Source organism: Streptoalloteichus tenebrarius, assembly GCF_024171885.1.
GTDB lineage: Bacteria > Actinomycetota > Actinomycetes > Mycobacteriales > Pseudonocardiaceae > Streptoalloteichus > Streptoalloteichus tenebrarius.
This window is the reverse complement of sequence record NZ_JAMTCP010000030.1, coordinates 54,279-79,367: the sequence shown is the minus strand read 5'-3', so window position 1 is coordinate 79,367 and position 25,089 is coordinate 54,279. Positions and strand designations below refer to the sequence as shown.

Annotated in this window: 27 protein-coding genes and 1 pseudogene; 15 read left to right on the top strand and 13 right to left on the bottom strand. The window is 71.5% G+C overall.

The window, feature by feature from the left end:
- Together LX15_RS22285 and LX15_RS22280 are read right to left on the bottom strand one after the other, a co-directional pair.
- Positions 1–291 (bottom strand): annotated as a pseudogene (locus LX15_RS22285) (IS982 family transposase); the annotation flags it as partial.
- A 63-nt stretch (positions 292–354) separates the two neighbouring features.
- Entirely contained in the window at positions 355–864 is a 510-nt protein-coding gene (locus LX15_RS22280) for a phosphatase domain-containing protein (RefSeq protein ID WP_253671578.1), read from the bottom strand.
- A 333-nt stretch (positions 865–1,197) separates the two neighbouring features.
- Between LX15_RS22280 and LX15_RS22275 the strand changes: the two genes are divergently transcribed.
- Together LX15_RS22275 and LX15_RS22270 are read left to right on the top strand one after the other, a co-directional pair.
- Positions 1,198–1,776 (top strand): snapalysin family zinc-dependent metalloprotease, encoded by a 579-nt coding sequence (locus LX15_RS22275; RefSeq protein WP_253671577.1) that lies wholly within the window; start codon positions 1,198–1,200, stop codon positions 1,774–1,776.
- Positions 1,777–1,970: 194 nt separating this feature from the next.
- On the top strand, positions 1,971–2,942 hold the full coding sequence (locus LX15_RS22270; RefSeq protein ID WP_253671576.1) for a sigma-70 family RNA polymerase sigma factor: 972 nt from the start codon (positions 1,971–1,973) through the stop codon (positions 2,940–2,942).
- A 122-nt stretch (positions 2,943–3,064) separates the two neighbouring features.
- Here LX15_RS22270 and LX15_RS22265 read toward each other — a convergent pair whose 3' ends face one another.
- Positions 3,065–3,481 (bottom strand): OsmC family protein, encoded by a 417-nt coding sequence (locus tag LX15_RS22265; RefSeq protein WP_253671575.1) that lies wholly within the window; start codon positions 3,479–3,481, stop codon positions 3,065–3,067.
- A 194-nt stretch (positions 3,482–3,675) separates the two neighbouring features.
- Here LX15_RS22265 and LX15_RS22260 point away from each other — a divergent pair, with 194 nt between their 5' ends.
- The gene (locus tag LX15_RS22260; protein WP_253671574.1) at positions 3,676–3,771 is read left to right on the top strand and encodes a type I-E CRISPR-associated protein Cas6/Cse3/CasE; all 96 of its coding nucleotides are present in this window, start codon (positions 3,676–3,678) and stop codon (positions 3,769–3,771) included.
- Between the two features lie 40 nt (positions 3,772–3,811).
- Here the strand turns inward: LX15_RS22260 and LX15_RS22255 are convergent, their stop codons facing one another.
- From LX15_RS22255 to LX15_RS22245, 3 genes are all read right to left on the bottom strand, one after another.
- Positions 3,812–4,462, bottom strand: a complete 651-nt coding sequence (locus LX15_RS22255) for a (2Fe-2S)-binding protein (RefSeq protein ID WP_253671573.1) — start codon at positions 4,460–4,462, stop codon at positions 3,812–3,814.
- 603 nt (positions 4,463–5,065) lie between these two features.
- Positions 5,066–5,779, bottom strand: coding sequence for a VC0807 family protein (locus LX15_RS22250; RefSeq protein ID WP_253671572.1), 714 nt, complete (start codon positions 5,777–5,779; stop codon positions 5,066–5,068).
- Between the two features lie 29 nt (positions 5,780–5,808).
- Positions 5,809–7,191 (bottom strand): carotenoid oxygenase family protein, encoded by a 1,383-nt coding sequence (locus tag LX15_RS22245; protein ID WP_253671571.1) that lies wholly within the window; start codon positions 7,189–7,191, stop codon positions 5,809–5,811.
- A 130-nt stretch (positions 7,192–7,321) separates the two neighbouring features.
- Between LX15_RS22245 and LX15_RS22240 the strand changes: the two genes are divergently transcribed.
- From LX15_RS22240 to LX15_RS22220, 5 genes are all read left to right on the top strand, one after another.
- A complete protein-coding gene (locus LX15_RS22240; protein WP_253671570.1) occupies positions 7,322–7,888 on the top strand; it encodes a PadR family transcriptional regulator in 567 nt (188 codons plus the stop codon).
- 839 nt (positions 7,889–8,727) lie between these two features.
- Positions 8,728–9,681, top strand: coding sequence for a cation diffusion facilitator family transporter (locus LX15_RS22235; protein ID WP_301305062.1), 954 nt, complete (start codon positions 8,728–8,730; stop codon positions 9,679–9,681).
- A 256-nt stretch (positions 9,682–9,937) separates the two neighbouring features.
- Complete coding sequence (locus LX15_RS22230) at positions 9,938–11,302, top strand: MFS transporter (RefSeq protein ID WP_253671568.1); 1,365 nt, start codon at positions 9,938–9,940, stop codon at positions 11,300–11,302.
- 10 nt (positions 11,303–11,312) lie between these two features.
- Positions 11,313–11,825 (top strand): SRPBCC domain-containing protein, encoded by a 513-nt coding sequence (locus LX15_RS22225; RefSeq protein ID WP_253671567.1) that lies wholly within the window; start codon positions 11,313–11,315, stop codon positions 11,823–11,825.
- 141 nt (positions 11,826–11,966) lie between these two features.
- Positions 11,967–12,566, top strand: a complete 600-nt coding sequence (locus tag LX15_RS22220; protein ID WP_253671566.1) for a TetR/AcrR family transcriptional regulator — start codon at positions 11,967–11,969, stop codon at positions 12,564–12,566.
- A 318-nt stretch (positions 12,567–12,884) separates the two neighbouring features.
- On the opposite strand, the gene LX15_RS22215 is transcribed toward LX15_RS22220, so the two are convergent.
- The 5 genes from LX15_RS22215 to LX15_RS22195 form a co-directional block, all read right to left on the bottom strand.
- The gene (locus tag LX15_RS22215) at positions 12,885–13,871 is read right to left on the bottom strand and encodes a TIGR03557 family F420-dependent LLM class oxidoreductase (RefSeq protein ID WP_253671565.1); all 987 of its coding nucleotides are present in this window, start codon (positions 13,869–13,871) and stop codon (positions 12,885–12,887) included.
- A gap of 51 nt (positions 13,872–13,922) precedes the next feature.
- The gene (locus LX15_RS22210; RefSeq protein ID WP_253671564.1) at positions 13,923–14,642 is read right to left on the bottom strand and encodes a type 1 glutamine amidotransferase; all 720 of its coding nucleotides are present in this window, start codon (positions 14,640–14,642) and stop codon (positions 13,923–13,925) included.
- The gene (locus tag LX15_RS22205; protein ID WP_253671563.1) at positions 14,639–15,328 is read right to left on the bottom strand and encodes an MOSC domain-containing protein; all 690 of its coding nucleotides are present in this window, start codon (positions 15,326–15,328) and stop codon (positions 14,639–14,641) included. Before LX15_RS22205 ends, LX15_RS22210 begins: the two co-directional genes overlap by 4 nt.
- Complete coding sequence (locus LX15_RS22200; RefSeq protein ID WP_253671562.1) at positions 15,316–15,927, bottom strand: helix-turn-helix domain-containing protein; 612 nt, start codon at positions 15,925–15,927, stop codon at positions 15,316–15,318. The genes LX15_RS22205 and LX15_RS22200 overlap by 13 nt, the downstream gene beginning before the upstream one ends.
- An 83-nt stretch (positions 15,928–16,010) precedes the next feature.
- Positions 16,011–16,499 carry an Hsp20/alpha crystallin family protein gene (locus LX15_RS22195; RefSeq protein WP_253671561.1) on the bottom strand — a complete coding sequence of 163 codons (489 nt, stop codon included), beginning with the start codon at positions 16,497–16,499 and terminating at the stop codon, positions 16,011–16,013.
- Positions 16,500–16,670: 171 nt separating this feature from the next.
- On the opposite strand from LX15_RS22195, the gene LX15_RS22190 reads away from it, so the two are divergent.
- From LX15_RS22190 to LX15_RS22170, 5 genes are all read left to right on the top strand, one after another.
- Positions 16,671–16,964 carry a DUF2795 domain-containing protein gene (locus LX15_RS22190; protein ID WP_253671560.1) on the top strand — a complete coding sequence of 98 codons (294 nt, stop codon included), beginning with the start codon at positions 16,671–16,673 and terminating at the stop codon, positions 16,962–16,964.
- Positions 16,965–17,080: 116 nt separating this feature from the next.
- Positions 17,081–17,647, top strand: a complete 567-nt coding sequence (locus LX15_RS22185) for a hypothetical protein (protein WP_253671559.1) — start codon at positions 17,081–17,083, stop codon at positions 17,645–17,647.
- 78 nt (positions 17,648–17,725) lie between these two features.
- A complete protein-coding gene (locus LX15_RS22180) occupies positions 17,726–18,175 on the top strand; it encodes a DUF4383 domain-containing protein (RefSeq protein WP_253671558.1) in 450 nt (149 codons plus the stop codon).
- A 54-nt stretch (positions 18,176–18,229) separates the two neighbouring features.
- On the top strand, positions 18,230–18,520 hold the full coding sequence (locus LX15_RS22175; RefSeq protein WP_253671557.1) for a DUF3040 domain-containing protein: 291 nt from the start codon (positions 18,230–18,232) through the stop codon (positions 18,518–18,520).
- Positions 18,521–18,528: 8 nt separating this feature from the next.
- Entirely contained in the window at positions 18,529–19,830 is a 1,302-nt protein-coding gene (locus tag LX15_RS22170) for an erythromycin esterase family protein (protein WP_253671556.1), read from the top strand.
- 62 nt (positions 19,831–19,892) lie between these two features.
- Here the strand turns inward: LX15_RS22170 and LX15_RS22165 are convergent, their stop codons facing one another.
- Complete coding sequence (locus LX15_RS22165) at positions 19,893–20,408, bottom strand: hypothetical protein (protein ID WP_253671555.1); 516 nt, start codon at positions 20,406–20,408, stop codon at positions 19,893–19,895.
- A 412-nt stretch (positions 20,409–20,820) separates the two neighbouring features.
- Between LX15_RS22165 and LX15_RS22160 the strand changes: the two genes are divergently transcribed.
- A complete protein-coding gene (locus LX15_RS22160; RefSeq protein ID WP_253671554.1) occupies positions 20,821–21,885 on the top strand; it encodes an AfsR/SARP family transcriptional regulator in 1,065 nt (354 codons plus the stop codon).
- A gap of 10 nt (positions 21,886–21,895) precedes the next feature.
- Here LX15_RS22160 and LX15_RS32635 read toward each other — a convergent pair whose 3' ends face one another.
- Entirely contained in the window at positions 21,896–23,164 is a 1,269-nt protein-coding gene (locus tag LX15_RS32635; RefSeq protein ID WP_301305051.1) for a class I SAM-dependent methyltransferase, read from the bottom strand.
- Between the two features lie 371 nt (positions 23,165–23,535).
- On the opposite strand from LX15_RS32635, the gene lpdA reads away from it, so the two are divergent.
- Positions 23,536–24,936 carry a dihydrolipoyl dehydrogenase gene (gene lpdA, locus LX15_RS22150; protein ID WP_253671553.1) on the top strand — a complete coding sequence of 467 codons (1,401 nt, stop codon included), beginning with the start codon at positions 23,536–23,538 and terminating at the stop codon, positions 24,934–24,936.
- Positions 24,937–25,089 lie beyond the last annotated feature (153 nt).

The window sequence follows — 25,089 nt, the reverse complement described above, 5'->3', positions numbered from 1 at the left end:
GTCGGCCGCCAACAGTCGCATGACCTCCTTGACCAGAGGCAACGCGGCGCGCAGGCGGCGGTTGTAGCCGGACTGGCCCGGCAGGTCAGGAAACGCCCCGGGCAGGTGGTCAGGCACGAACCGCAGCCACCGTGCCTCGGAGGTGAACCCGAGCAGCGCCTGGGCCACCGCGAGGGTGATCAGCTCCGCATCGGTGAGCTTGGGAGGTCGGCCCCACCGGGGCCTGCCAGCCAGGTAATCGTCGATCTTGACGTAGAGTGCGGTGAGAAGGGTGTTCAGGTCGGTCGTCACAAACTGATCTTGAGCACCCTTCGTCCGTCTCCCGGCACCACCCCGGACTTACGCATTACTCGTCTAGGTCTCCTGCTCCTGGGGTGGGAAGGCCGGCGACCACGGTGACCACGTCGCGGGCACGACGGGCAGCCCTTCCTCCCTGAGCAGCGCGACGACCCGAGGGTCGTCGTCGATCACGATCCCGATGGTCCGGGAACGCTCCAGCTCCCGCAGGTGGTCCAGTTTCACCAGACGCGCCGGGCGGTGGTCGCCCTCGGGGTGCATCAGGAGCGCGCCGTCCGGCAGCCCGTGCTCGGCCAGCCAGCGGACGGTGAGGTCCCGGACGTAGTCGGGGCGCCCGGTCAGCCACACGATCTCGTGGTCGGCGGCGAGGCGGTGGGCGAGGTCGTGCCCCTCGGCGAGCAGGGGGTCGTCGGCGGCGGCGTGGAAGAAGCGCACCCAGTCGACGTGGCGCGGCTGGCCGGCGAGCAGGTGCAGGCGGTGGCGGGCGTCCGCGACCACGCCGTCGATGTCCAGCACCGCGAGAGCGCGCGACCCGGTGTGCGGCGTCCTCGGCCTCCTCGGCGTCATCGACGGACCACCAGCGTTCTCTCGGCGGGGACCCCCGCCGGGCGAAGGCCGGACCGGTGTGGACCCATCCTCACCACCCATCGTCTGCCTCGTTGATCCATCCTCCCGGTGGCCGGGCCGCGGCGCATCCCGTCAGGGCGGGATCGGGAAGGTCGCGGCCGGTCGTCGGCGCCGTGCGCTTTCCGGACGTTTTTCGGTGTCATTATGGCCATGACTTATGACGCGCGCCCTTGGGGAAGCATGCGTGTTCGCTTATGCTCCGAACAACGGCGAGAAATGTGGAAGCCGTCGTTTCTCCCCTGCGTCGACCCCTGCTGTGCGAGGAGATTCCGCGTGTCAGTCCAGAGATTACTGCGTGGCCTCGTCGGCCCGCTCGCCCTCCTGCTCACCGTCTTCGGCCTGCAACTTTCCACCGCCGCGGCGGCGTCGGCCGCTCCGGCCCAGGCCTACGCCCGCACCGTTTACTACAGCGCTTCGGCGTATTCCGCCGAAGCCGACCAGGCCGCCCGGATCTGGAACTCCGCCGCGCCCAACCTGCGAATGGTGCGGGGTGGCAACGCGTCGATCAGGATCTACGCCACGACCGGCGGCGGTTCGCGCGCCTATCCCTGCGGCCTCGGCTGCGCCACGATCTACATCGACACCAACGACATCGCGGCCGGCCACAACGCGTTGCGGATCGTGGCCCACGAGATCGGGCACGGCCTCGGCCTGCCGGACAACTACAACGGCGTCTGCTCGTACCTGATGTCCGGTGGAAGCGCGGGCACGTCCTGCCGCAACCCGTACCCGAACAGCCAGGAGGCCGCGCGCGTCAACCAGCTCTTCGGCGGCGGCTTCGTCGCCCGCGAGGCGCACACCGTCCCGGATGAGGACGTGACCGTCTACGACCGCTCGCTCACCCACGCCTGAGATCACCCGCCCGCATCACGGCAAGGAGCCCCCACCAGGGGCTCCTTGCCGTGATGCCCGCCCGGAGAACGCTCACTCCTCGGGATCGGATCACTCGGAAGATCCCTCCGGCGTGTGCCCTGCCACGAACGGGGTACCCCAGGCACAGCTACTCGGCCACGACGCGCGCCGACACGGCGCGGGAGGTGAGCGCGGTGCTGCGCACGGCGACTCCGGCGGGGCGGACGGAGCCCGCCGGCCCCGAGAACGACACCGATCTCGTCCGGCAGTACCTCTCCCAGATCTCGGCGACGCCGCTGCTGACCGCCAGGGACGAGGTCGAGCTGTCCCGGCGGATCGAGGCGGGGGTGTACGCCGCGGAGCTGCTCCGCCAGGCCGACCAGGGCGAGCACGCGCTGACCGAGGAGCGGCGGGCCGACTACGAGGAGATCGCCGAGGACGGCCGGCGGGCGAAGGACCACATGGTGCGGGCGAACCTGCGCCTGGTCGTGGCGACGGCGAAGAAGTACTTCGGCAGGGGACTGCCCTTCCTCGACCTGATCCAGGAGGGCAACCTCGGGTTGATCCGGGCCGTGGAGAAGTTCGACTACACCAAGGGCTACAAGTTCTCGACCTACGCGGTGTGGTGGATCCGGCAGTCGATCGAGCGCGGGCTGGCCGAGCAGACCCGCAACATCCGGTTGCCCGTGCACGTCGTCGAGGACCTGGCCAGGGTGGGACGGCGGGAGCGGGAGCTCCGGCTGCGCATGGACCGCGAGCCGACGCTGGAGGAGGTGGCCGAGGCCAGCGGGCTCACCCCGGAGCGGGTGGAGGAGCTGCGGCGCGTCGCGCGGCACGCGATCAGCCTGGACACGCCGGTCGGCGACGACGGCGAGACACGGGTGTCGGACCTGATCGAGGACACCGAGGTGCTCCAGGCGACCGACGTCGTGGAGTTCCAGGCGCTGGCCAGCGCGTTGCGGTCGCTGATCGACACGCTGCCGCCCAGGGAGGCGATGATCCTCTGCCTGCGCTACGGCCTGCACAACGGCCGGCCGTGGACGTTGCAGGAGGTCGGCGACCGCGTGGGCCTGACGCGGGAGCGGGTCCGCCAGCTCGAGAAGCAGGCGCTGGCCCAGCTCCGCCAGCACGAGCGCAACGTCGAACTCGCGGAGTGGGCCGGATAGCACCGCGGACTCGGTATCGCTTTCCTCTCCCACTTTGCCCGAGAAGGAGCCTGACGAAACCCGCCGAGCGCGTTTGTCCCTGTTGGGAAATCTGCCCCTTTGTTTCCCGTGTTCTTGTGTGGTTACTCGTTCACCGGAACCAGCTCGACACGCACGCCCGGCGCCTCGACCGTGCGACTCACCGTGCACGCCCGCTCGACGGCCCTCATGATCGTCGTGGCCAGGGCCTCCCTGGCAGCATCGTCCACATCGGACAGATCCAGGTCGAGCGAGACCCGGACGCCGCTGAGCCGGTTGGCCTCCTCGTCCTTCTCGGCCGTCACGTTCAGCGTGACCGGAGCGTCCTCGCCCAGCCGTCGGGCGATCACACCCTCCGCGCTCAGTCCGGCGCAGGCCGCGATCGCCGCCATCAACAGCTCGACCGGGGAGAACGCCTGTCCTTCCGCGGGCCGGCCGATCACCACCTCGGCACCGCGCGCGTTGGTCGCGGTGAACGACCCCTTGCCGTCGCGTCGCACCCGCACCGGGGAGGGGTTCATGGCGTCCTGCCCTTCGTCCGTCCGACCACCTGCATGCACGCGCAACATCCCACAGCGCCGGCTTGTTCCTCGGCTCCGCCGCTGCTCTGTTCGAGTGGTTGTCCGGAACGCACGGCAATCAGTGGGGAGTGGACAGTCGGAGAAGCAGGACGAACTGCGAACGCAGGTCAGCGGGGTGAAGTGGGCGGCTCATCGTGGACCCGGAGGCGTTCTCCGCGGCGCTGCGCGATGGCATCGGCAGAGCGAAGGCCTACGGCTGCGGGCTGCTCAGCCTGGCCCGCGCGTCGTGAGCGCTCCCGCGCCCGCTGGCGGTGCCGGTGCTGGTGCGCGTCAGCGGGCGCGGGAGGGGGAGTCCTGGAGGACACAGTCACCGCAGTAGCCACTGCCGCTGCGCCACCACTGGCAGCAGGTGCGTCGACGGGACCAGGAGCCGTCGGGGAAGTCACGCAGGGAGACCAGGTGCTCCCTGCCGGAGGCCTTCCGGAGGAGGTCCGCGGTCGCCCGCACGTCGCCGGGCGCCCCCAGCGACTCGATGCGGCGGAGAACGTCGCCCGTGAGCCCGACGGCATTGCCCCAGTACTGGTCACTGTGGGCCGGCGGGCCGCCGAGGGCGGCGAGGCCCTCGGTGAGCGGGGTGAAGAGGCCGGACACCTCGGCCCACCAGCCGTCGGCGTCGGTGACACCCGAGTCCTCGCCCGTGAGCGAGAGGTGCGCGAGGAGCCCGTGCTCGTCGATCACGGCGCGCGCGTTGGCGAGGGACGGGAGAGGCTCGCCGAAGTGGTACTCGGGCACGGTCGCGCAGGCCACGAGCCAGGCCGCGCCATAGGTGACGAGAACGGTTCCGGCGCGGTGGTGCCGGAAGTGCCCCTGCCGTTGCCACTCCTCCACACAGGCCCGGAGCCAGGGGCCGTCCGGATCGCAGTACTCACGCCATTCGACGAGCACGTCGTCGGGGCCGGCGCTGCTCAGGGGCCGCGGCATGACCTCCGAACACCGGTGTAACCACACCCTGCTGTCGTCTCGCATGGCGCCCATCTCACACGGCATCGTGATCATCGCTCTAGTCATGGAAAGAAACGTCACGCCCTCGTACGCACCACGCTGAGTAAGGGGAGGAGTGCGGAAAGGACATACTTCGCACATGGCCACCACGGACTTCGTCCGGGCTGTATTCCGGGGCGGTCTGACGGTTCCTGTACGGCAAGTCAGGTGGTCAGAGCGCTCCCGTCAGGGGCATCGACATCCACGTCGGAGGCCACCGGCGCGAGGAAGTGGTCACGATGTCCGTGGATTCGACCCCGCAGCCGTGTCCTCGCTGCGTCCGGCCCACGGTTCTGGTCAGCCACGGTTGGGGCCGCGAGTGGGTGCACGTCGGCACATGGCGGCGAGCGTGCGGCGGTCCGGTGTGGATGGGCGCCGGCGAGGGCGCGCCAAGACGGGAGAACCGCTTGGTGGCGGCCGGGACCGCCTGAGAAGGCACAAGGTCGGCGATGGCCGAGGTGGTCGGCTCCTGCCGCACGCGTTGTCGCACGTGCTCCCCGTGGCAGGAGCCGACCACACCCCCAGTTCCCCCCTGGGATGGGATCAGTGGTGAACGGGCTGCGCGGGAGCCTGGCTCGCCTGCATCCTGCGCACGACGTGCCGGATGTACCCCATGTTCCAGACGAACAGCAGCGCCATGGTCGCGATGAAGAGCACCTGGGACAGTCCGGCCATGACGTCGGTCGACAGGACGTAGATGAGCGGGACGCGCACGACGGCCTCGGCCAGCAGCCCGGCTCCCCACCCGGCGGACAGCACGAGGAAGGTTCGGCGGAAGTCCCGTTCCCGCGCGTAGCGCGCGTCCCACGCCGCGGCCTCGTCCGGCGTGGACGCCCGGAGCCGCTTGGCCGCGTGGAAGGTCAACGGACGTCCCACGAAGCAGCTCCCGAGGAACAGCAGGCCGGCCACTGCGGTGGCGAAGGAGTCCTTCAGCAGGAGGAACTTCTCGTCGCCGGTCACGAACGACAACACCAGCCCGACGCCGAAGACCACGAGCAGGAAGCCGGCGAACACGTCGAAGTTCCGCTTCCGCACGGCGACGTAGAGCACGCGCAGGCCGGAGGCGACCGTCCCGGCCAGCAGCGAGATGTGTTGGTCGAACCCCAGGAGGCGGAAGCCGTAGTAGGCCGCGACGGCCAAGCCCACGTCGTAGACCAGGGTGAGGAACATTCCCAGCGCGCCGGGGGGCTGGTCGCCTCTCCCCGCCGCCGGGGCGGCGGGGGCGTGCTGCCGGTGACGGTCGAGGTTGTCGGTCACGAGGGTTTCTCTCTCCGAGTTCGGTGTGGTCAGTTGGTGTCGGGAACCCATGACCCGTGGAATCCGGCCGGCACGCGGCGGGGCAGACGCACGGTCGCGACGGGTGGGGCCGCCAGGTCGGCCGCGTCCAGCACCAGCAGGTCGGACGCGGCGCCCGCCCGGTCGGTCACGATGGACAGGAGCCAGCCCTCGTCCTCGGAGCGACCGTCGGCGGCCGGGACGAAGACGGCCTCGCTGGAGACGTGGTCGCGGCCCAGCTCGTGCGCCTGGCTGGCGCCGGTGCGGGTGTCGTACTTCAGGACGACGCCGTTCTCTCCGGTCGGCGAGTCGTCGGCGACGGCGTAGAGGTATCGGTTGCCGCGGCCGACCAGGCCGTCGTTGAGTGTCGGGAACTCGATCCAGCGGTCGTCGAGCTGCTCCTCGTGGACCTTCCCGGTGGCGGGGTCGAGGGTCCAGCGGTACAGGCAGGTCCCGCCCTGGGCGGCCGCCGCGGCGACCGGGCCGCCGGCGGGCGTCGTCGACCCGCCGATGCTCGTCCAGCTCCGGTGCCAGACCTCGGGCGAGTAGCGGACGCCGTCGATCACGACCCGGCCGGCCTCGTCCTCCCAGGCGTTGCCGACGTGGAACACGTAGCACGGCTCGATCTCGAACCAGCGCACGTCGCCGCCGTCGTGCGGCATCACGCCGAGTCGGGCGCCGTAGTTGTCGTTCCACTGGTAGGGCATGCCGCGGCCGACGAGGGACATGTCGAACACGACCGGCAGGTCCAGCCACACAACGTGGTTCTGCGTGATCGCGAAGTCGTGCGCCATCGTGGGACCGGGCACGTCCACGGGGACGCTGCGCCGCAGCTCCCCGTCGGCGGACAGCCGGTGGTAGGTGAGGTAGGGCGGCTCGACGCCGTATCCGAAGAAGTGCAGCTCCCCGGTGACCGGGTCCTCCTTCGGGTGGGCGGTCATGGCCGTGGTCAGCCGGCCGCCGAAGTCGCAGGGGCCGAGGGTGTCCAGCTCGGGCGTCAGCTCGTAGGGCAGGCCGCTCTCGACGAGCGCGAGCAGGCGCCCGGCGTGCTCGATGACGTGGGTGTTGGCGTGGACGGCGGCGAGGTCCCGCGTGCCGTCCTGGCGCAGGTAGGGGTCGCCGGCGAGGCGACGGGTCCGCACCCACCGGTTGCGGTACCACTCCGCGCGGCCCTCGCGCAGCCGGATGCCGTGGATCATCCCGTGACCGACGAACCAGTGCGGCGTGCGCTCACCGGGCAGCGGGTTCGGGCCGTTGCGGAGGTATCTGCCGGTCAGCTCGGGCGGCAGCACACCGGTCACCGGCAGTTCGACCGCGTCGATCTCGTCGGGCACCGGTGTCAGGTAGCCCTTCAGGTCGATCGGTCGTGGTTCCTCGTGCGTGCTCTCGGTCATCTGTTCCCCCCGGAAGCCGTCGGCGTGGCACGACGACAATGACATGTTGAGAGTGACATGTCAACGAGTGACGTGTCGATGTGTACGTGTAGCTCCTGAGAGGTAAGGTGCGAATCGGGAGGTTTGCCGCATGTCGCTGCGTCACGCATTGCTTGGACTGCTCGCCGACCACCCGGCCAGCGGGTACGACCTGACCCGCCGGTTCGAGGTGTCGTTGCAGAAGTACGCCTGGCACGCCCGCCACAGCCAGATCTATCCCGAGCTGAACCGGCTCGCCGCGGAGGGGCTGATCTCCGTGGTGGAGGAGGGGGCGCGGGGGCGGCGCACCTACGCCATCACCGAGGCCGGCAGGGAGGAGGTGCGGCGCTGGCTGCTCACGCCCAACAAGGACGCCGTGGTGCGCAACGAGACCGTGCTGCGCATGTTCCTTCTGTCCACATTGGACCACGCGGAGATCAGGAAGCTCCTCCACGAGTGGATCGCGGAGGCCGACGCGGAGCTTGAGCGCGTCTGCGGCGCGCTCGACAGGATCGAGGAGCTCCGGCGCGAGCAGAAGGACCGCTGGTTCGGCCTGTTCGCCGCCGAGTACGGCCGCCGGAGCTTCCAGGCGCAGCGCGAGTGGGCCGAGTGGGCGCTCCGCCAGCTCGACGAGGCGGAGCAGGACGGGGTGGAGCGGTCCGAGAAGGAGAATCGCTGAGAGGCCAGGGTGAGCGTCGCGCGCGAGGGCGTGCGCGCGACCGTCTCGCGTCATCCGACCGTCGAACTCACCGCTCGACACGCGGAAACGCCGTTGCTGTAACGGTTTTCAGGGTCATGTGGACCTAGCTCTGTTTTCTCGTGCGCTGGTGGCCACCTCCGGGGCTGGCCTTCGCGTCTTCCCGCGATGTGGTCGCCCGTCTCTGGTCGGCAGCCTGAGCTTCTTGCCGTCCCTGACTGTGGACGCATCTCGCGTCGACTCTCGGCGCCTACAGGCCTGTAGTAGGGGGACCCCCCTTTCTGAACATCTCACGCGGGTCTGACAGTTTCGTGACAGAAGGTGTCGCCCGGACGAGTGGAATGTTCCGGAGGCCGCCGATCGGGGCATCGTTGCTTCGTGTTGGGCGTGCCCCTGTTCGTCTTTGCGGCCCTTCTGGCCTACTTTCGCTGGCTGTGGCCGGTTTCCCCTCAATGTCCACTATGGATAGTCGCATGTGGCGGGCCGTCGTCTGTCGTCGCGCTTCCCTGCCGGAGGAGTCGGGTGTCGCTCCGACGACCGGCGGGATCGGTGCGCGGCCGAACGGTCGCCCGGCGTTCGGGGGGTTGAACACATAGCCATACGTGCATATAAGCTCCGGGGGTGTGCGGGGCGGCCAGCGGTCCGTCGCGAGGTGATCGACGAGTCGAGTGGAGGACGACGTGGGCGGACGGCGGGAGCGATCCCACGGTCACGGCCAGAACCACGGACACGACCACGGACACAACCACCAACGAGGACATGGCCACGGTCACGGGCATGGCCACGGACACGGGGTCTCCGCCGACGCCGACCGCAGATGGCTGCGCGGCGCGCTCCTGCTGATCGTCGCGTTCATGGCCGGCGAGGTCGTGGTGGGCGTCGTGGCCCGCTCGCTGGCGTTGATCTCCGACGCGGCGCACATGTTCACCGACGCGGCCTCGATCGCGCTCGCCCTCTGGGCGATCCGGTTGGCCGCGCGCCCCGCGGCAGGGCGGATGACCTTCGGCTGGAAGCGCGCGGAGATCCTTTCCGCCCAGGTCAACGGGGCCACGCTACTGTTGCTCGGCGGGTGGCTGGGATACGAGGCCGTCGTGCGGCTGATCGAGCCGCCCGAGGTGACCGGCGGCCTGGTGCTGGTCACCGCGCTGGTCGGCATCGTGGTGAACCTCGCGGCCACCTGGATGCTCAGCAGGGCGAACCGCTCGTCGTTGAACGTCGAGGGCGCGTTCCAGCACATCCTCAACGACCTGTTCGCGTTCATCGCGACCGCGGTGTCCGGCCTCGTCATGGTCCTGACCGGCTTCACCAGGGCGGACGGCATCGCGTCGCTGATCGTGGTCGTGCTGATGGTCAAGGCGGGGATCGGGCTGCTCCGCGATTCCGGGCGCATCCTGCTGGAGGCCGCGCCCGCCGAACTGGACCCCGCCGCGGTGGGCCAGGCGATGACGGCGCGCCCGCACGTGGCCGAGGTGCACGACCTGCACATCTGGCAGATCACCTCGGGGCAGCCGGCTCTGTCCGCGCACGTGCTGGTCGCCGCCGGGCGTGACTGTCACGCCGTCCGCTCCGACCTCAAACACCTGCTGGAGGCCGACTTCCACCTGGAGCACGTGACGTTGCAGGTGGACCACGCCGCACCCGACCACGCCGTGCCGGAGCCCGCCCGGCCGCACTGCGAACAGGCCCACGGCCCGGTGTTCCGCGCCGAGTCCGGGGACGAGGACACGACCCCTGGCGGCGGGGCGGTCTGCGCCCGTCACGCCCACGATCACTGACATCGCATGCTGTGGTGGGGCCAGGAGCGAACGCTTCCGGTCCCACCTTTCCTTTGCGGGGCAGCCTGTTCCTCGGCTAGGGTCGGTGGCGCCGTTCGGCGGTTCTTCCGTCACCTTCTGCGCCCTGGTGGGCTGTTCCGCTTCTGTGCGGCCCCCTGTCCGGCGCCCCCAATCCACCTGTGAACGAACCGGATGTCCCTGCGCATGAGCAGGGACATGACTGTTCCGAGGTGGGATGGTGACGAGGACAGAGAATTTGGGTGCTCGCCGATGGGCGCTGGCCGGCGTCGCGTTGGGTGTGTTCTGCGTCCAGCTCGACTCCTTCGCGTTGAACCTGGCGCTTCCACGGATCGGTCGGGACCTCGCGGCGTCCGCGGGAGATCTCCAGTGGACGGTCAGCGCCTACCTGTTGTCCGTGGGCACCCTCATGCTGGGCGCGGGACGGATGGGAGACCTGCTCGGCCGTCGCCGTGTTCTGGTCCTCGGCCTGAGCCTGTTCGGCGCTGCCTCACTGCTGTGCGCACTGGCGACCTCGCTCCCCGCCCTGGTGGCCGCCCGGGTGGTGCAGGGAGTCGGTGGCGCCGTGACGATGCCCGTTGGCCTCGCCCTGCTCACCACCGTGTTTCCGGCCGAACGGCGAGGACGGGCCATCGGGGCCGCCCTGGGCGGTGGTGGGGTCGCGACCGTGGTCGGCCCCTCTGTCGGCGGTGTTCTCGCCGAGGCGTCATCCTGGCGCGCACTGTTCCTGATCACCGCCCTGATCTCGGCCCTGGCGGTCGTCGCCGTCCGGAGAGGGCCAGACTCGCGCGACCCGAGCGCCAGCGGTGTCGACGTGCTGGGGTTGGTCAGCGTCACGGCCGCGCTCGCGGTCCTGTCGGTTCTCGTGGATCGCGGACCTGTCTGGGGATGGACCTCGGCGACGACCACCGGAGCGCTGGTCCTCTTCCTCGCGCTGCTGGCGCTCTTCGTCCGGCATGAGCGAAGGACACGGAATCCCCTTCTGGACCTGGCTTTGCTCCGCAACGGCCCCTACGTCGGGCTCACTGCTGCGGGCGCCGTGGCGAACGCGGCCACAGTGGTGTTCCTGTTCGCGGTTCCGCTCAGCCTCCAGAGCCGCTGGGACCTGTCCTCAGCCGCCTCAGGGCTCGCGTTTCTCGGCCCAGCCGCACTCATGGCGCTCGCGGGTCCGGCCGCGGGACGGATTCCCCCTGGCCGCGCCGTGCCGACCATGGCTACCTGCCTGGCCTGCGCGGGCTTCTCTCTCGGCTCCGCCTCGCTGGCGGACGAACTCCCGAGCTACCTTCTCGCGATCACAGCCAGCGGCGCCGCGCTGGGCCTGGCCAACGCCCTGACCCTGGTCGCGACGCAGTCGGTCGTCCGGCCGGAACGCGCGGGTGAAGCCTCCGGCCTGACGAAGACCGCCATCACACTGGCCGGAGGACTGGGAGTCATGCTCTCGACCTCCGCCGGCACCCCGGCCTCCGGCACCGACGGCGACCCACTACCAACAGCGGGCGTCCTCTGCCTGACGAGCGCCCTGCTCCTCGCGCTTTGGTCCTCCCTCCGACTTCGCCCCACTCGCCGGGGCGGTGGGGCGGGCGGGGTGGGGAGGGGCACGTGATACTCGGGGGATGGAGACGTCGTGTCCGTTCGGGAGCTCGGAGAGCAGGGGACAGACGCATCTGCTGCGGTACGAGCTGAGGCTGCCGCACCCCGTGGACGAGGTGTGGGAGGCGGTGGCGACGCCCGAGGGGCTGCCGGGGTGGTTGGCGGCGGCGGAGCCGTTCGAGCAGCGGCAGGGCGGGGCGATCACCCTGCGCTGGTTGAACACCGACGAGCAGGGCAACGCGACGGTGGCGCCCGGCCGGGTCACGGCATGGGTACCGAAGAGGGTCGCCGAGTACACGGTGGACGTGCACGGGCGGGTGCGGTTCGAACTGGAGCCGGCCGACGGTGGCACGCTCCTGCGTTTCGTCAACGAGATGACCGGGCCGGACGCGGAGCGGCTGAGCTGTCTCGCGGGGTGGCACAACCACTTCGAGTACCTGCGCGAGGCGCTCGCCGGGCGCCCGAAGGACTGGTCCACGTGGACGTTGGACCACTGGCGTGAGCTGTACGCCGAGTACGAACGTCGCGGAGCGTGAGAACGAGCGGGCCGTGAGCGCAACCCTGGCTCACTGAGCTTCCGCCGCCCGAAGCCATCCGACATGATCGGTCGTCTCCGGCCCTGTCCTCGGACGCGGTGCGCGGAGGGTCAGGGCAACGAGACGGCCGGTGGAGGTCGCATGGCACGGCTTTCCGCGGAGGAGCGGCGACAGCAGCTCGTCCGCGCCGCGATCGAGGTGATGGGCGAGGAGGGGCTGGACGCCGCCACCACCCGGCGGATCGCGGAGCAGGCGGACGTGCCCCTGGGCACCGTGCACCACGTCTTCGAGAACAAGCGGGAATTGCTGCGGGCGGTCGTCGAGAGCGTGACCGGGGACGTCGCCGCCGCCCTCGACGAGGTGATCAGCCCGGCGCACGGGCTCGCCAGGGCCGTCGAGGACAGCGTGCGGGGCTTCTGGCGGATGGTGGAGGGAGCGCCGGGAGCCCAGCTCATGCGGTACGAGCTGACCACGTACGCGATCCGGCGACCGGAGCTGGCCTGGTTGGCGGAGTGGCAGTGCCAGCGGTACTGCTCGGTGGTGGAGACCGCCTACCGGCGGGCGCGCCGGCCGGACGAGACACCGGTCATGCCGCTCCCGCAGCTCGCGAGGCTCGTCGTGGCCGCCACGGACGGCATCGTCGTGCAGTACCTCGCCCACGGGAACACGAGGCGGGCACGTCAGGACGTGCGCAACCTGGTCCAGGCCGTCCGAGGGCTCGTGCGGACCGACGCCGGGTGATCGGCGATCGGACCCCCGAAACACCGAGCCGGCTGAACACGCTGAGTCCGGCGAAACCCGCCGAGCCGGCCGAAACCCGCTGAGACTGCCGAAAGACGCTGAGACTGCCGAGACACGTCGAATCCGTCGAGACGCGCCGAATCCGTCGAGACGCTGAGCCCGTCGAGACGCGCCGAATCCGTCGAGACGCTGAGCCCGTCGAGACGCTGAGCCCGTCGAGACGCGCCGAACCCGTCGAGACACACCAAACCTGTCGAGACGCGTCGAGCCGGCTGGGAGCACCCAGCCGGCTCGATGACAGACCTCCCCAAGGGACTGTCAGCCGAACGCCTCGCGGAGCGCGGGCAACAGCTCCTTCTCGGCGAAGTCGAAGAAGGGCGGTTGCTGGTCGGCGCTGCCGACCTGGACGAGGGCGACGTCGGTGAATCCGGCCTCGACGAACGGGCGGACGCCCTCGATGACGGCCTGGGGATCGGGGCCACACGGGATGCCCTGGGCCACGTCCTCCTTGCGCGTCGTCTGGGTGGCGGCCGAGAACGCGGCGGTGCCCGGCAGCTCGGACATGACCTTCCAGCCGAGGCTGAACCACCGGAACTTCTCGTGCGCGCGGGCGATCGCGGCCTCGCGGTCGCGGTCGAAGCTGATCGGGAGCTGCCCGATGCGCCGGCTCGGCTCGCCGCCCTCGTCCTCCCTGGCCGCGTCCCACCACTGCCCCAGTTCGGGTTGCGGCTGGGTGGCGATCATGTGGTCGCCGAGGGTGGCGAACAGCTCGCAGGACTGCCGGCCGGAGACGGCGACGCCGATCGGGACGCGCCGTTCCGGCAGGTCCCAGAGCCGGGCCGAGTCCACCCGGTAGTGGTCGCCGTGGAAGTTCACGTACCCGCCGTCGAAGAGTTGGTTGATGATCTGGAGCGCCTCCAGGAACATCTCGTGCCGGATGTTCACCGGCGGCCAGCCCCGGCCCACCACGTGCTCGTTGAGGTTCTCGCCGGCCCCGAGCCCCAGCAGGAAGCGGCCGTCGGACAGCAACTGGACCGTGGCGGCCTTCTGCGCGACGACGGCGGGGTGGTAGCGGACGAGCGGGCACGTCACGTAGGTCATCAGCTCGGTCCGCTCGGTGGCGTGGGCCACCGCGCCCAGCACGCTCCACGCGTAGGGGGAGTGCCCCATCTCGTCGATCCAGGGGAAGTAGTGGTCGCTCATCACCTGGAAGTCGAAGCCGCACGCCTCGGCCCGCACCGCGTGGTCCACGAGGTCCTTCGGTCCGGCCTGCTCCGTCATCAACGTGTATCCGAAGGCAACCATGTCTCGACCATCGCAGGAGCCGGGGCATCGCGCAGCGCGAGCGGGCGCGCGTCAGCGTCGTTGGTGGACCAGCTCGGCGAACGCCGCCAGTCCGCGCAGGGCCGGCCCGGCGAGCGCGTCGAGGTGGCGGTCGGTCTGCTCGGTCAGGACGCGTCGCCAGTCCGGTCCGAGCGCGGCGGCGGCCTCCCCGGCCATGGTCGGCTCGGCGAGCCACTCGTCGAGCAGCGGCCGCGTGACCTCGACGTGGAACTGGAGCCCCCACGCCGAGCCGAGGCGGAAGGCCTGACACGGCGTGGTGTCGGTGGCGGCGAGCGGTGTGGCTCCCGACGGCGCCTCGAAGACGTCGCTGTGCCAGTGCAGGACGGGGCTGGCGGGGGCGAGTCCGCCGAGCAACGGGTCGTCCTGGGCGGTGACCGTGATCGGCGCCCACCCCAGCTCGACGCCCGCGCCGGCGTGGACCGGGGCGTCGAGCGCGCGGGCGAGCAACTGGCCGCCGAGGCAGACGCCGAGCGCGGGGACGCCGGCCTCCACCGCCGCCGCGAGCAGCCGCCGCTCGGCGGCGAGGCCGGGGTGCCGGGCGGTGTCGTCGGCGTTCATCGGGCCGCCCATGACGACCAGGCCGCACAGTTGGTCCACAGTGGGCAGACGCGGGTCGTGGTCGTCGACGACGACGGCGTCGAGGACGGGGAGGCCGTCCAGGGCGGTGGCGATCAGGCCCGGCCCCTCCCACGGGACGTGGCGCAGGATCAGGACGTGCCGGGTCGGGGTCATCGCTCACCTCGGGTGGGTCCGTGGAGTCGGGCGGTCTCGTCCTCGTGCGCGCCGGAGAGCCGGGCGCGCAGGGTGGCGCGCCAGCGTTCCGGCAGCCGGGGGCTGGCGAGGACCTGGTGGACGCGGGTGTTGTCGCCGTGCATGACCCGGCTGACGTCGGCCACGCTGACCGGGTCCCGGTCGCGGTCGAGCAGCGTGACCGGGCAGCCCAGCGCGACGGTCCCCGGGCGAAGGACCCGGAGGTAGAAGCCGGTCCGCCCGCTGGTCTGGGTCAGGACGGCGATCTCTCGGTGTCCGAGGCGGGCGGCCGGTTTGAAGCAGGGGCGGCGGGGTTGGCTCACCTGGAGGAGGGCCCCGCCCACCTCGTAGACGTCGCCGAGGAAGACGGTGTCCTCCGTGAGGCCCACGGTGCCGAGGTTCTCGCCGAAGGCGGCGGGAGGAAGCGACGCGCCGAGCTGTTCGGCCCACCAGCCGTCGTGCTCGGTGGGGTAGACGAACACGGCCTTCTCGGGGCCGCCGTGGACCCGTCGGTCGCCCTGCTCGTCGCCGTCGAGCCCCAGGACGCCCACGTGGGCCGAGTCGACGGGGTGCTTGACGATGCCGCTGGGCACGGTGCCGCGGCCGTGGGGCAGGGGAGCGACCCGTCCGACGGCGATGTGCGCGACGAACGGGCTCAGTCCACGCACGCTGTTCTCCGCGCGTGGGGGTGGGAGACGGAGAGCAGGACGTGCGCGGTGTCGCCGTGGGCGGCGGCGAGCCGGTGGGGCTGGCGCGCGTCGAACTCCGCCGCCTCGCCAGGGGACAGCTCGATCCGTCGGGAGCCGACGGTGAGGGCGAGCGCCCCGTCCAGGACGTAGATCCACTCGACGCCGTCGTGCGACCGGGGGCGGGACGGGGGGCGTCCGGCCGGCACCGCCACCCGCCAGACCTGCCAGTCCGGGTTCGTGCCCCTGGTCATGCTGGCCGCGCGCAGCCCGTCGACCACCTGCTCCTGTCCACTGTGGACGCGGATCGTCTCCTCGTCGGGGTCGGGCGGCGGGTCCAGCAGGGTCGACACGGGCACGCCCAGGGACCTGGCCAGCGTCACCAGGACGGCGAGGGACGGCTGGCGGCGTCCCGACTCCAGTCGGGAGAGGTACGGCACGGACAGCTCGGTCCGTGCCGCGAGTTCCTCCAGCGTCCACCCCCGGGCCGCGCGTGCCTCGTGGAGCTGGCGCCCCAGTGCGATCGCGAGATCGTCGAGGTCGCCGAGGTCGTCGCTCGCCTGGTCCAGTGGCTCACCCATGCGGCGTAGTTTGCCCTATGGGCAACCTACTTGCCAACGAGGCAGGAGACGGCCTCCGTCGCCCCGGGAGCACGACCGTCCGGTCAGCGGGGTCCCTCGGCCGGGCCCGGCGTGGGCGCGGCGCCCGTGGGCGGCGTCTGGTCGGTGCCCGGCACGTCCACCCGCTCCGGCTGGTCCCGGCGGTGGCTGATCTCGACCTTGCGCGGCCGGCGCTCCCGGTTGACCGGGATCCGCAGCGACAGGACCCCGTCCCGGTACTCCGCCTCGATCGCGTCGGTGTCCAGCGTCTCGGCCAGCACGATCTGGCGGGTGAACGTGCCCTGCGGGCGTTGCGCCGAGAGCACGCTGTCCCCCTCGCCGTACCGCGGCTGCCGGGTCGCGCGCACGGTCAGCGAACCCCGGTCGACCTCCACGTCGACGTCGGACGGGTCGACCCCCGGCAGGTCCAGGTCCACGCAGAACGCGTCCTGCGTGCGGTAGACGTCCATCGGGACGACGTGCGGCTGCGCCCCGAAGAAGCGGCTGAGCATCTCGTCGACGTTGTGGAGCGGGTCCCAACCCAAGGCGGGCATGGCGTCCTCCCGATCGTCCGGCGCTCGGCGGGCCGGCCGGGGTGGGCGTGAGCCGGCCCGGCCTGGCCCGCCGCTCGGGTACCCGCTCTCGACCGGGTGAACTCGTCCCGCCCCACCGGGTGACCCCCTGGCACAGGCGTAGCCGGCCGCGTCCCGGGATACCTGAGGGGAATGGGACTGAGGGAACGAATCCAGGACGCGTTGAACGACGTGGACTACCCCCTCTCCAAGGAGGCGCTGGTCGAGCACGTCGAGCGGCGCGGAGCCGACCCCGAGGTGGTCAGGGCGGTCCGGGCCTGCCCACTGGGGGACTACGCGAACCTCACCGAGGTGATGGGCGCGGTCCCGCTGGACCCGGCGCCCGAGCGCACCGCCGGCGAACGGGCGGAGCAGGCCCGTCACGGTCCGAAACGCGTGGCCCAGCACGAGCGGGACATCGGAACCGACCGGGAGGGTGAACTGTGACGGCGGGGCGCTGGGCCGTCCGGGCGACTCTCTCCCCGAACACGCTCAGTAGGGGTTTGATTGCGGTGAGTCGTGGGCAGCCCCGCCCCGAGGTCGATCGGCGGTGACAGGCGAGTATGGGGGACACGGTGCAGGTCAGGGAGCACGTCTCGGCCGAGGTTGTGGCGCGGATGGTCACCTCGTGGCGCACGGGTGACGCGGACGGTGTGGCGGACGGGTTGATCGCGTTGCGCGCCGCGTACGCGGACGACGACGCCACCGCGATCCGGGCGGCGGCCAGGGCGGTGTTACGGGGCTGCGCGGTCATGATCCTGACGCTGGCCGCCGTGCGCGGACCCGGCGACGCCGTGCGGGTCCGGGTCTTCGACCCCAGCGGGCGGCAGGTCGACCCCGAGGAGGGGCCGCCGCCGCTGCGCACCCTGTTCGGCGCGTTGACGGCCACCGTGGAGGGGGACAGCGTCCGCGCCGAGGAGGCCCTCGACCGGGTGGTGGCCGTGGTCTCGCCGGCCGAGCGGAACGTCCTCCTGTTGACCCTGCTCGCCTGGACCGCGTCGCTGGTCGACGCGTGCGAGCGGCACCGGCTGCCCCGGCCGAGGTGGCTGGCCGGTCGCGACCGGCCGGCCCGCCGGTGCGTCTCCCCGGGGCCGTCCCGCCAGCGCCCCACCCTCGGTGTCGTGCGCTGACGCGGTTTCGCCGTCGCCCAGCCGGGTAGTCCGCCGGGAGAGCCCCGGTGGCGGACACGAGCGGCTGGGAGGTCGGTCATGGTGCACTGGGCGCGGGACAGTGGGTCCCTCGGGAACACGGCGGCGCAGGTCGCCGCCGCACTGGTCGGCCTGGTCTTCCTCGTCGTGGGCGTCCTCGGGTTCGTTCCCGCGGTCACCACGCACCACGACCAGATGACCTTCGCCGGGCACGGGTCCGGCGCGTTGCTCCTGAACGTCTTCGCGGTGTCGGTCCTCCACAACCTCGTGCACCTGGCCTTCGGCGTCGTCGGGCTGCTGGCCGCGGCGAGCCCGCCGGCCGCCAGGCTCTACCTGGTGACCGGCGGCGTCATCTACCTGGTCATCTGGCTGTACGGGCTGATCGTCGACCACGGCAGCGCGGCGAACTTCATCCCGGTGAACGCCGCCGACAACTGGCTGCACCTGGGTCTGGGCGTGGGCATGGTGGCCATCGGGCTCCTGACGAACCCCAGGGCCGCCAAGACGTGATCCGGCGGCCCGCTCCCCTGGGCGGGGGAGACCGACGGGCGTGGCGAGGTCGAGATGCTGAGCCGTGAGGAGCGACGCCAGTTGGCGGAGATCGAGCGGTGGCTTGAGCAGGACGATCCCGTGCTGGCCCAGGGCCTGCGGGACGGGCTGCCGCCGAGGGTCGGCCGGATGGGCGCGTGGTTCGTGCGCGTCCTGTTCGGCGTGGGCCTGTTGTTGTTCGTGGTGGGGGTGCTCGCCGCCAACGCCCTGTCGGTGCTCGGCGGCGCCTGCGCGGTGGGCGGGGCGCTGGCCCTGCTCGGACTGGCCAGGGACCGGAACCGGGGAGGCCGGCCCGGCGTGGCGTGAGGTGGGCGATGGGTGCGATCGACCAGATCAGGTCGGCCGGGGTGTCCCTGCGCTCGGCCGAGGACCTCGATCCGCTGGTCCGGCGGATCGGTGACGCCCACCTGGTCCTGCTCGGCGAGGCCACCCACGGCACGTCCGAGTTCTACCGCTGGCGGGCCGAGCTGACCCGGCGGCTCGTGGCGGAGCACGGGTTCTCCCTCGTCGCCGTCGAGGGCGACTGGCCCGACTGCCACGCCGTGCACCGGAGCGTGGTGGGCGTCGAGGGCGCGCCGGAGGACCCGAGGGACGCGTTGCTCGCCTTCACCCGGTGGCCCACGTGGATGTGGGCCAACGAGGAGGTCGTGGACTTCGCGCGGTGGCTGCGGCGGCACAACGAGACGAGGCCGCACGAGCGGCGCGTCGGGTTCCACGGCCTCGACGTCTACAGCCTGTGGGACTCGTTGCACGCCGTGCTGGACTACCTGCGGGAGAACGCCCCGGAGCACCTGGAGTCGGCCATGGCCGCCTACCGGTGCTTCGAGCCCTACGGCGAGGACCCGCAGGCGTTCGCCATGGCCGCCCGGTTCACCCCGGAGCGCTGCGAGCGCGAGGTGGTCGACCTGCTGCTCGACCTGCGGACCCGGCGAGCCGACGCCGACGCGGGTGGGTGGGGCGAGCGGTTCGTGGCCGAGCAGAACGCCCGGATCGTCGCGGGAGCCCAGCGGTACTACCGGGCGATGGTGCGGGGCGGGTCGGAGTCGTGGAACATCCGCGACCACCACATGGCGGACACACTGGACCACCTGATGGCGTTCTACGGCCCCGGGGCCAGGGGCGTGGTCTGGGAGCACAACACGCACGTCGGGGACGCCAGGGCGACCGACATGACCACGGTCGGGATGGTCAACGTGGGGCAGCTCGCCAGGGAGCGGCACGGCACGGACGACGTCGTCATCGTGGGGTTCGGGACCTACTCGGGTTCGGTGATCGCCTCGGAGCGGTGGGGCGGCCCGGTGCGACGGATGCGCGTGCCGGAGGCGCGGCGGGGCAGCCTGGAGGCGCACATGCACCAGGCGATCCCCGACAGCGACGCCCTGTTCGTCTTCCCCGACAACCCGTGGGCGACCGACTGGCTCGGCGACCTGTTCGACCACAGGGCCATCGGTGTCGTGTATGACCCGGAGCGCGAGCACCGGCGCAACTACGTCCCCACCGTGTTGGGGCGGCGCTACGACGCGTTCGTCCACTGTGACCGGACGGAGGCGTTGCGCCCGCTCCACGCCGTCGAGCCGACCGAGGGTGAGCGGGAGACCTATCCCACGGGTGTGTAACCCGCGCCTTTCGCGCGTGGAGGGCGTCCGGTTGCCGGAGACTGTCCAATGAGGACAGTGCCCTACTCCTCGCGGGAGGGGGATCGGCGCAGCGCGGCCACGATCGCGGCGAAGGGCGGCAGCCAGGGTCGGCCGGAATGCGGCGTGGGCGGGAGAGCGGGGGCGACCCGCCAGGCGACGAGGCCCGACGCCAGGCGGCTCGGCGGCATCGGGAGCACCGCCCCGCTCCGGTGGACCACGACCCCGCGCCGGTCGAGCCGGCCGATGGTCGTCGGAGACGCGCCCTCGGCGGAGCGGGCCAACAACACCGATCGCCGGCGGACCCCCGGCAGGCCGATGACCGGTCCCGCCACCAGCCGCGCGGCGAGGAACCGGTACACGCGTCGTGCCAGGGGTTCCGGCGCCTCGACCCCGCACACCTCCGGCCCGGTCGTCAGCAGCAGATGACCTCCGCTGACCTCGACCGGCCACCGCCAGCGGTGGTACCACAGGGCCGCCAACGCGGGGGACGAGGCGAGCACGAGCTCCCACGACGCTTCTCGGTCGCCGCGCGGGCAGCCGTCATGACCGCTGGGCATTTCTCCAGCCCTCCTCTCCTCGACACCTCCACTCACTGATGCCCACGAAGGTCCTTGTCCTCCGTCACCTTCGCGCCACCTCGCGCGCGGTCAGGGAGGTCGGGAGAGGGAAAGGCGGACCTGGTGCGTCTGCTCGGTTCGGGGCGAGGGGAGAGCCGGACTCGACCGAGCCTTGTGGTGTTCCTCCAGCCGCCCCCGTCAGGATTCGCTCTCCGAACCGAGGAACGAACACGCTGCTCGCGCGCGGGAGCGGAGGGGAAAGAATCCTTGCCCCCTCCCGAATTCCCGTGGTAGCAAGCGGACCGCGACGCTGGCGGCGACGGACACCGACAGGGACCCTGTCGGCGACGGCGGGAGGCGGGCGATCGATGCGCTGGTCGCGGAACGGTCGAGGGTCGCGGGGGACGGGCCGATGACGGAGCGCCGCGTCCGGCTGTTCGGGCGCTTCGAGGTCGACGGGCCGGCCGGCGCGGGGGGCGGCCTGGAGTCGGGGAAGGCGGCCGAACTGCTCTGCTCCCTCCTGGTCACCGGCCGGTGTCCGGTGCGGAGGGAGGCGCTCGCGGCCCGGTTGTGGCCCGAGGTCGACACGGGACGGTCGCGCAAGTACCTCCGGCACGCCCTCTGGCGGTTGCAGAAGGCGTGCGACGGAGCGGACCCGGGCCGTGCCCCGCTGCTCGTCGTGGACCAGGAGTGGGTGCAACTCCGCCAGGACGCCGGTCTGTGGGTGGACGCCTTCGAGCTGGAGGCCGCGCACGACGGGATGCTCACCGCCGGCGACCGGCTTCCCGCGTCGGCGCGGGACCGGGCGCTGCGGGCGGTCGACCTCTACCGGGGGCCGTTGCTGGAGGCCTGGGACCACGAGTGGTGCCGTCACCCCCGGGACGCCCACCGGGCCATGTACCTGACGATGCTCCACCGGTTGATGCTCGACGCGACGGCGGTGGGGAACTGGGACGCCGGGTTGGTGTTCGGTCGCCGCGCCCTGCGCGAGGACCCCGCCAACGAACGCGTCCACACGCAGATGATGCGGCTGCACTGGATGGCGGGGGATCGCACCGCGGCCCTGCGCCAGTTCGACGTGTGCGTCGCGGCGTTGCGCGACGAGTTCGCCGTTCCCCCGGAGCCGGGGACCACCCGCCTCTACCGCGCGATCCGGGACCGGGTCGCCGTCGACCTCCCTTCGTCGGGCGAACCCGCCGACCGCGTGCCGCCGCCCGGCGTTCGTGGGCGGAGGGGAGAGGGCTTGGAGGCCCCAGAGGTCCCAGAAGTCCCAGAAGTCCCAGAGGTCCGGGAGGTGTCTGAGGTGTCCGGGGTGTCGGGGGTGTCTGGGGGCTCCGGGGTGGCGCCGCTGGCCAGGTTGCGGGAGCTGAGCAGGATGTTGAGCCAGCTCCAGGCGGAGGTCAGCGTGCAGATCGCGGCGTGGGAACGCGACTCGGGAAACCCGGACCCGGTCAGGCGCGCACGGGCGCGCGCCTGACCGCGTCCCGTCACACGCCGGCCGTGCCCGCCGGGCCGGTCGCGTCGGTTGCGTCGGTTGCCTCGTTCTCGTCCCGGACCTTGCCGAACCCGGGTCCCCACTCCTCGAACGGGACGTCCTCCAGCCCGGCCCGCTTGATCTCGTCGGGCACGAGGTAACCCGGGCTGCCCTCCTGGTTGCGCCCCTTCTCGACGATCGCCACGTTGTGCGCGAAGTAGATCCCGACGATGTTGAGGTCGGTGTAGCTGGGCTCGTAGTCGTCGAGCAGGAACTCCTCGTGGTTGAGCCCGTGCACCAGGGACTTCAGGTAGCCCACCGTCCCACGTGGGTTGTCCGGCTCGGTGCTGCTGCCGCCGAAGCCGGGCCAGTACGACGTCAGCAGGTCCTCGATCGCGTAGAAGCCGCCGGCGGCGACGTGGGGGAACAACGTCTGGAAGGAAATGATCTGGTGGTGGCAGAAGTGGCTGCCGTCGTCGACGACGACGTCCACCGGACCGATCTCGCGGATGACCCGCCGCAGGAACTCCGGGTCGCCCTGGTCGCCGCGGAACGTGCGGACGCGTCGCGTGTCGATCCCCGACTTGTCGGCGATGTCCAGCCCGTACACCAGGCCGCGCGGGAAGTACCGCTTCCACATCTGGAGGGACGCGCCGCCGGCGTTCGGGTCGGCGTAACCGCCGATGCCGATCTCCAGGATCTTCACCGGCCGTTCGCGCAGCGTCTGGAAGAACCGGTGGTAGTGCGGCGTGTACCAGCTCGTGCCCCACTTGTCGACGTTGAGGCGCACCGCCAGCCGCGTCAGGTCGGCGCGCTCGTCGGCCCGCCGCGCGAACAGCTCGCGCCAGTCGAGGTCGGCCACGCGGGAGCCGGCCGCGAAGAGGTCGCCCACCGTGCGGTGCCCGTCCCGCGCCGCCTCGGCCCCGAAGACCGCGCGGTACAGCCCGACGAACTCGATCAGCGTGGTCACCAGGTGGACGTCCACGTCCGCCGCCGGCGCGGGGCGGTCGCCGGTGCTGAAGGGCAACGCCTCCACGGAGACGTCGTCGCCGTCCACCCGCACCCGGTAGCCGTGCGCGTAGGACCCGGCGTCCACGTCCAGGTGGATGACCAGCGCGCGGCGGTCGCCCTCCGGGAGCAGGTCGAGCATGACCTCGGCGAAGAGCACCTCCAGCACCGGGCGGAACGTCGTCCGGTTGGCGAGCTGGAGGATCTCCTCGTCCCGGCCGTCCGCGGTGCGCAGGAGCAGCTCGACGAGTTGGGGGTCGCCGTTCGTCGGCATCGGACACGCCTCCCGTGGTTCGGCTCGCCTCCCGGCGGGAGGCCCCTCGGGCGGCAGTCAACGGGGCGGGCGGCTGCCGGAGCGTCTCCCCGGCGTCTGCGCGGCGTCTTCTCCCAGGTCGCGGTGGGTGACCGACGGTCGTCGGAACGACGACCGTCGGTGGGGGAGGGGCCGGTGGGGGGCGGGCGCGGGGAGCGGCGGGGAGCGGCCCCCGGGTGCCTCGCGCGGGCGGTTCGTCAGCCTGAGCTGGCGTTACCCCTCCGAGTGGCGGGTCGGGCGCGAAGCGTAATGCGACCGGGTGAAACAGCGGGACTGTGGCGTGGGTGTCTCCTGGCGAACACCGGGCCGGCGCTCCCCATATCGTTGACCCCATGAGCACACACTTTGACGTCGTGGTCCTGGGCGCCGGTCCGGGTGGCTACGTCGCCGCGATCCGGTCCGCGCAGCTCGGGCTCAAGACGGCGATCATCGAGGAGCGCTACTGGGGTGGCGTCTGCCTCAACGTGGGCTGCATCCCGTCCAAGGCCCTGCTGCGCAACGCCGAGCTCGCCCACCTGTTCACGCACGAGGCGAAGACCTACGGCATCCGCGTCGAGGGCCAGGTGAGCTTCGACTACGGCGAGGCGTTCCGGCGCAGCCGCAAGGTCGCCGAGGGGCGCGTCAAGGGCGTGCACTTCCTGATGAAGAAGAACGCGATCACCCAGTTCCAGGGGCGCGGCTCCTTCACCGACCCGCACACGCTCCAGGTCCAGCTCACCGACGGCGGCACCGAGACGGTGACCTTCGACCACTGCATCATCGCCGCCGGCGCGACCACCCGGCTGCTGCCGGGCACCTCGCTCAGCGAGCGCGTGGTGACCTACGAGGAGCAGATCCTCAGCGACACGCTCCCGGAGAGCATCATCATCGCCGGCGCTGGCGCGATCGGCGTCGAGTTCGCCTACGTGCTGCGCAACTACGGCGTGAAGGTGACGATCGTCGAGTTCATGGACCGGATGGTCCCGCTGGAGGACGAGGAGGTCTCCGCCGAGCTGGCCAAGCGGTACAAGCGGCTCGGCATCGAGGTCCTCACCTCGACCAGGGTCGAGGGCATCGACGACACCGGCGACAAGGTCAGGGTCACGGTCACCAGGAACGGCGCGCAGCAGGTGCTGGAGGCCGACAAGGTCCTCCAGGCCATCGGCTTCCAGCCCAGGGTCGAGGGCTACGGGCTGGAGAACACCGGCGTCCGGCTCACCGAGCGCAGGGCGATCGAGGTGGACGGGCGCTGCCGGACCAGCGTGCCGCACATCTTCGCCATCGGCGACGTCACCGCGAAGCTGATGCTGGCGCACGCCGCGGAGTCCATGGGCATCGTCGCGGCGGAGACCATCGCCGGCGCGGAGACGATGGAGCTGGACTACGTCATGATCCCGAGGGCGACGTACTGCCAGCCGCAGATCGCCAGCTTCGGGTACACCGAGGCGCAGGCCCGCGCCGAGGGCTTCGACGTGCGGGTCGCGAAGTTCCCGTTCACGGCCAACGGCAAGGCGCACGGCCTCGGCGACACCGTCGGCTTCGTCAAGCTGATCAGCGACGCGAAGTACGGTGAGCTGCTCGGCGGGCACCTGATCGGCCCGGACGTGACCGAGCTGCTTCCGGAGCTGACCCTGGCCCAGCAGTGGGACCTCACGGTGCACGAGGTCGCCCGCAACGTCCACGCGCACCCGACGCTGGGCGAGGCGGTCAAGGAGGCGGTGCACGGCCTGGCCGGGCACATGATCAACTTCTGAGGTCCGGCGACCCGCGGGTCCTGCGACGCGGCGCGGCCCGTCGTCCCGGCTTTGGTCGGAGGCGACGGGCCGCGCGCCGTTCGTGGTGCTCTCGTCCGGCCCCGCGGTCCCCGACCCTGGCGTGAGCGTGCCAGATCCGTCCACCATGGACGT

Bases quoted from the DNA above. Each gene is read 5' to 3' on its own strand.
- LX15_RS22280 (WP_253671578.1), bottom strand. From the start codon at position 864: ATGACGCCGAGGAGGCCGAGGACGCCGCACACCGGGTCGCGCGCTCTC.
- LX15_RS22265 (WP_253671575.1), bottom strand. From the start codon at position 3,481: ATGAACCCCTCCCCGGTGCGGGTGCGACGCGACGGCAAGGGGTCGTTC.
- LX15_RS22255 (WP_253671573.1), bottom strand. From the start codon at position 4,462: ATGCCGCGGCCCCTGAGCAGCGCCGGCCCCGACGACGTGCTCGTCGAA.
- LX15_RS22245 (WP_253671571.1), bottom strand. From the start codon at position 7,191: ATGACCGAGAGCACGCACGAGGAACCACGACCGATCGACCTGAAGGGC.
- LX15_RS22240 (WP_253671570.1), top strand. From the start codon at position 7,322: ATGTCGCTGCGTCACGCATTGCTTGGACTGCTCGCCGACCACCCGGCC.
- LX15_RS22225 (WP_253671567.1), top strand. From the start codon at position 11,313: ATGGAGACGTCGTGTCCGTTCGGGAGCTCGGAGAGCAGGGGACAGACG.
- LX15_RS22220 (WP_253671566.1), top strand. From the start codon at position 11,967: ATGGCACGGCTTTCCGCGGAGGAGCGGCGACAGCAGCTCGTCCGCGCC.
- LX15_RS22215 (WP_253671565.1), bottom strand. From the start codon at position 13,871: ATGGTTGCCTTCGGATACACGTTGATGACGGAGCAGGCCGGACCGAAG.
- LX15_RS22210 (WP_253671564.1), bottom strand. From the start codon at position 14,642: ATGACCCCGACCCGGCACGTCCTGATCCTGCGCCACGTCCCGTGGGAG.
- LX15_RS22200 (WP_253671562.1), bottom strand. From the start codon at position 15,927: ATGGGTGAGCCACTGGACCAGGCGAGCGACGACCTCGGCGACCTCGAC.
- LX15_RS22195 (WP_253671561.1), bottom strand. From the start codon at position 16,499: ATGCCCGCCTTGGGTTGGGACCCGCTCCACAACGTCGACGAGATGCTC.
- LX15_RS22190 (WP_253671560.1), top strand. From the start codon at position 16,671: ATGGGACTGAGGGAACGAATCCAGGACGCGTTGAACGACGTGGACTAC.
- LX15_RS22185 (WP_253671559.1), top strand. From the start codon at position 17,081: ATGGGGGACACGGTGCAGGTCAGGGAGCACGTCTCGGCCGAGGTTGTG.
- LX15_RS22180 (WP_253671558.1), top strand. From the start codon at position 17,726: ATGGTGCACTGGGCGCGGGACAGTGGGTCCCTCGGGAACACGGCGGCG.
- LX15_RS22175 (WP_253671557.1), top strand. From the start codon at position 18,230: ATGCTGAGCCGTGAGGAGCGACGCCAGTTGGCGGAGATCGAGCGGTGG.
- LX15_RS22170 (WP_253671556.1), top strand. From the start codon at position 18,529: ATGGGTGCGATCGACCAGATCAGGTCGGCCGGGGTGTCCCTGCGCTCG.
- LX15_RS22165 (WP_253671555.1), bottom strand. From the start codon at position 20,408: ATGCCCAGCGGTCATGACGGCTGCCCGCGCGGCGACCGAGAAGCGTCG.
- LX15_RS22160 (WP_253671554.1), top strand. From the start codon at position 20,821: ATGACGGAGCGCCGCGTCCGGCTGTTCGGGCGCTTCGAGGTCGACGGG.
- LX15_RS32635 (WP_301305051.1), bottom strand. From the start codon at position 23,164: ATGCCGACGAACGGCGACCCCCAACTCGTCGAGCTGCTCCTGCGCACC.
- lpdA (WP_253671553.1), top strand. From the start codon at position 23,536: ATGAGCACACACTTTGACGTCGTGGTCCTGGGCGCCGGTCCGGGTGGC.